Source organism: Paenibacillus sp. 01L418, assembly GCF_056400045.1.
The window spans coordinates 1-1,468 of record NZ_JBFTSN010000734.1 but is presented as its reverse complement, the minus strand read 5'-3'; the positions used below and the strand labels follow the sequence as shown (position 1 = coordinate 1,468).

At 37.9% G+C, this 1,468-nt stretch carries 3 protein-coding genes; 2 read left to right on the top strand and 1 reads right to left on the bottom strand.

Features of this window, described 5'->3' with window-relative positions; genetic code table 11:
- Together AC1DSE_RS35180 and AC1DSE_RS35175 are read left to right on the top strand one after the other, a co-directional pair.
- Positions 1-503: TetR/AcrR family transcriptional regulator (locus tag AC1DSE_RS35180; protein WP_477529114.1), on the top strand; the 503-nt coding region annotated here is incomplete at its 5' end.
- 73 nt (positions 504-576) lie between these two features.
- Positions 577-1,074, top strand: a complete 498-nt coding sequence (locus AC1DSE_RS35175) for a DUF2798 domain-containing protein (protein ID WP_477509587.1) — start codon at positions 577-579, stop codon at positions 1,072-1,074.
- A gap of 107 nt (positions 1,075-1,181) precedes the next feature.
- Here AC1DSE_RS35175 and AC1DSE_RS35170 read toward each other — a convergent pair.
- Positions 1,182-1,468 (bottom strand): TetR-like C-terminal domain-containing protein (locus tag AC1DSE_RS35170; protein WP_477529113.1); only part of this gene is annotated, 287 nt, incomplete at its 5' end.

Below are 1,468 nucleotides of genomic sequence, written 5' to 3'. Positions count from 1 at the left end.
GTCTGAATGAACTTTTAAAAGTCTGCAACGTTACAAAAGGAGCGCTGTATCATCATTTTCCAAATGGTAAAGAAGAGCTGTTAATTGCTTGTTTGCAAGCTTTAAACGAAGCCATTACGACAGATATCGAAAATATTTTTAGAAGGTATCCATCAACCATAGAAGCCACACAAGGCATGATCGAAAAACTAATTCACAACTTAGAAACAGAAGGTACGATTACCGGTTATACATTTAGCAGTATTGTCAGTGAAATGGCCACAGTGAGTGAGCCTGTCCGCAAAGCATGCAGTGTGCTGTATGAAAATATTCAATATATTTACTATGTGAAACTTATAGCTGAAGGTTATTCTGATGAATCAGCTGCTGCTATTGCCTTGATGATGACTGCTACAATCGAAGGTGCTATGCTGCTTTGTTTAACGCAAAAATCATCAGCTCCCTTAAAAACGATCGCTAAAATGTTGCCAAATGTATTGAAGACCTTTAATACAGAAAATTAGTTATGTTGACTGTATCTGATCTGTATTTATTGAATGATTAAACAAAGAAATGTCTTTTGAAAGGAAGAAAAGAATGAACTTTGAAACAAGATTGCCGAGAAACGGAAAAGAGGGAGCGTTGTATGGTGCAATTATTTGTACATTGACCGTTCTGTTTATGACGTCATTAAATATAGTTTTAGCTTCCCGAGAATTTAATGGAGAAGTTGCCTTCATGATTCTTAAAACGCTTCCGATCATGTGGATTATTGTCATGATTTTGGAGCCTGTGTTTATTGGCCGTATCGCTGAAAAATTGGTTGATAAATTTACTGAACCAACGGACAGCTTTAATTCCAAAATAATGTTCCGTATCTTATTTACTGTTCTAGGAATGTCAGCTTGTATGACGCTTATTGGTCATATTGTAGGAAACGGATTTAGTTCAGAAATTTTTAGCAACTTCTTAACCAACTGGCCAAGAAACTTCTTAATTGTACTAATTGCAGAGAGCTTAGTCATTCAACCCATTGCGCGATTAGCGATGGTAAAGCTACATGCTGTCCAAGACAAAACAATGATGGAGTGTTGATGTCATCGCAACCATATAGCATTTAAAGCAACAATACTGAAAACATAAATAAGCTCTCAGTCGAACGAATCAGTTCTACTGAGAGCTTATTTATGTTTTCGGAAAAGTTATTCCAGATCTACGAGCTGTTCCGTATTTTGATGCAAACGGAACAGCTGAGAGAGCTGCTTGGCGAGAAAAAGCGGTGTATAAGGCATATCATTGCGAAGCCAGCAGACAATTGTACCAATAAAGGCGGAGGAGCCGTACCAGATTGCAATATCTTTGGATACGATTACGGCCGGTTTAGATGAGTTGTTGTTTTGGTACTCTCTTCTGCTGGTGATAAGATCAACAATTAAATTCGATAGCTTATCCGTGAAGATCGGTATGCGCTGCGAAGCGAGCAGAACCT